The sequence below is a fragment of the Psychrilyobacter piezotolerans genome (assembly GCF_003391055.1).
Lineage (GTDB): Bacteria > Fusobacteriota > Fusobacteriia > Fusobacteriales > Fusobacteriaceae > Psychrilyobacter > Psychrilyobacter piezotolerans.
Map to the genome: position 1 here is coordinate 1 of NZ_QUAJ01000062.1, position 2,690 is coordinate 2,690.

A 2,690-nucleotide genomic window follows, 5' to 3' on the forward strand; every position below is an offset into this window, starting at 1 on the left:
AAATAAATAAATTATAATAAATAATCGGAGGAATAAAAGATGAATTTTGCAGTTTTAAAAGGAGCAGCATATTGTTTAGTGCATACTCCAGACATGATCTTACACAACGGAACTACACAAACAGTTGAAAAACATACTAACCCGGATTCTGAATACTTAAAAAATATCAGAGACAGCTACAGAACTTATGAAGAAGTAGTAAACTACGGACCTAACCAGACTTACATCGGAAACTTAACTCCTGAAAAATTAAAAGAAGTAGGAATGCCTTTTGTTGGTAAAAATATAGAAGGTGCTTCAAACAAAGGTAAATTCGGAGAGATCTTAGCTCAAAAAGAATTCATCGTAATGGTTAAATTAGCCGACGTTTTTGACTTAGTATTATTAGAAGAAAAATTCTTGGCTGACGCAGTAGAAGCATATAGAAACTATGAATTCTATACAGAAGCTGACGAAGCTCAATTAAGTAAGGGTCATGAATTCTCTGTAATCGAAGCTTTAGTAAAAAAAGAAGGAGCAGAAGGATTATACCATGAAGATAAATTAGTTGGATGTGTAAAGAGAGCCCATGATGTAGACACTAACTTAAGTTCTCATGTAATATTTGAAAACTTAGTTGTAAAAGCATCTGGAATCTTAGCATTTAAAAACTTAATTGCAAGAAACAACATCGATCCTACAACTATCGACTATGTAATCGAATGTTCAGAAGAAGCTTGTGGAGACATGAACCAAAGAGGTGGAGGAAATTTTGCTAAGGCTATCGCAGAAGCATCAGGAGCAGTAAACGCAACTGGTTCAGACCTTAGAGGATTCTGTGCAGCACCTACTCATTCACTAATCAATGCAGCTTCATTGGTAAAAGCCGGGACATACAAAAACGTTGTAATCGTTGCAGGTGGAGCTACAGCTAAATTAGGAATGAATGGTAAAGACCATGTTAAGAAAGACTTACCTATCTTAGAGGATACATTAGGAGCATTTGCTGTATTAATCTCTGAAAATGACGGAGTTAGTCCGGTAATCAACACTGATTTCGTAGGAAGACATACTGTAGGAACAGGATCTTCACCTCAGGCAGTTATCTCATCATTAGTAATCGAGCCATTAGAAAGAGCTGGATTAAAAATTACAGATGTAGATAAGTACTCAGTAGAGATGCAAAACCCGGATGTTACAAAACCAGCAGGAGCAGGAGATGTACCAGAAGGAAACTACAAGATGATCGGAGCCTGCGGAGTTAAGAAAGGTCATATTGAGAAAAAAGAAATGAAAGATTTCGTGGTAAATAACGGAATGGTTGGATGGGCACCTACACAAGGTCATATCCCTTCAGGAGTACCTTACTTAGGATTTGCTATGAATGAATTAACTACAGGTGACTTAAACAGAGTAATGGTAGTTGGAAAAGGATCATTATTCTTAGGTAGAATGACTAACTTATTCGATGGTGTATCTATCATGGTAGAGAGAAACACCGGTGTTACAGAGGAAGCTGGTTCAGTTTCTAAAGACGAAATCAATAAGATGATTGCAGAAGCTATGAAAAACTTTGCCTCTCAATTTTTAGGTTAAGGGGGGATTTTTATGTCTTTAGATATTAAAAAAATGATAGGTGAAAGCTTTTTAGATATAGCCAATGCCATGGAAACAGGGACATTTGGTAAGAAAATATGTGTGGGAATAACTACAATAGGTAGTGAACACGGAGTAGAAAACATCGTTAAAGGTGCTGAAAAAGCTGCTTTAAGTGGTGACTTCGATGTAGTTTTAATCGGACCTAAGGTAGAAACAGCTTTAAGAGTTGTAGAAGCCAATACAGAAGAAGAAGCGCATAAGAAAATGGAAGAATTAATCGACTCAAAAGAGATCAATTCAGCTGTAACTATGCACTACAGTTTTCCTATAGGGACTTCTACAATAGGTAGAGTAGTAACACCTGCCTTTGGAAATGACATGTTAATAGGAACTACAACAGGAACATCAGCTACTAACAGGACTGAAGCTATGTTTAAAAATTCACTGTATGGAATAGCAACAGCTAAAGCAATTGGAATAGCTAATCCTTCAGTTGGAATATTAAATGTAGACAGCTCAAGAGCTGTGGAAAGATCGTTGCGAAAATTAGCTGACAACGGATATGCAATCAACTTTGGTGAATCCAAAAGAGCAGACGGTGGGACTATCATGAGAGGAAATGACCTTTTAATGGGATCATCAGATGTAATGGTAACAGACAGTTTAACAGGAAATATTCTTATGAAGATGTTTTCTTCTTATTCAACAGGCGGATCTTATGAAGCAAGCGGATACGGATATGGTCCGGGAGTATCATTTGATATGAAGAGAACTATATTAATCTTATCTAGAGCATCAGGAGTACCTGTAGTAGAAGGAGCAATAAAATATGCTGCACTATTAGGGAAAAATGATCTTGCTGCAATAGTAAGCAAAGAATATGAGATGATAAAAAAAGCAGGATACGAAGAGATCTTAGCTGGTTTTGTTGAAGCACCTAAAAAACCAGTGGAAGAATTTGTAAAACCAGAAAAAGAAGTAGTAACAGCGCAAATATCTGGAATAGACATTATGGACTTAGATGATGCTGCTTTAGAACTTATGAGAAACGGGATCTATGCAGAAGCAGGAATGGGTTGTACAGGACCTATCATCCTAGTAAATGATGCTAA

At 36.7% G+C, this 2,690-nt stretch carries 2 protein-coding genes; both read left to right on the forward strand.

Going from position 1 to position 2,690, the window contains the following annotated elements:
* Positions 1–39 precede the first annotated feature (39 nt).
* Positions 40–1,575, forward strand: a complete 1,536-nt coding sequence (gene grdC / locus DYH56_RS15520) for a glycine/sarcosine/betaine reductase complex component C subunit beta (protein ID WP_114643769.1) — start codon at positions 40–42, stop codon at positions 1,573–1,575.
* Positions 1,576–1,587: 12 nt separating this feature from the next.
* Positions 1,588–2,690, forward strand: a 1,103-nt coding sequence (gene grdD, locus DYH56_RS15525; RefSeq protein WP_114643770.1) for a glycine/sarcosine/betaine reductase complex component C subunit alpha, incomplete at its 3' end; no start/stop codon positions are given.

Excerpts from the sequence above, each read along its gene's own strand:
- grdC (WP_114643769.1), top strand. The coding sequence starts at position 40 with ATGAATTTTGCAGTTTTAAAAGGAGCAGCATATTGTTTAGTGCATACT.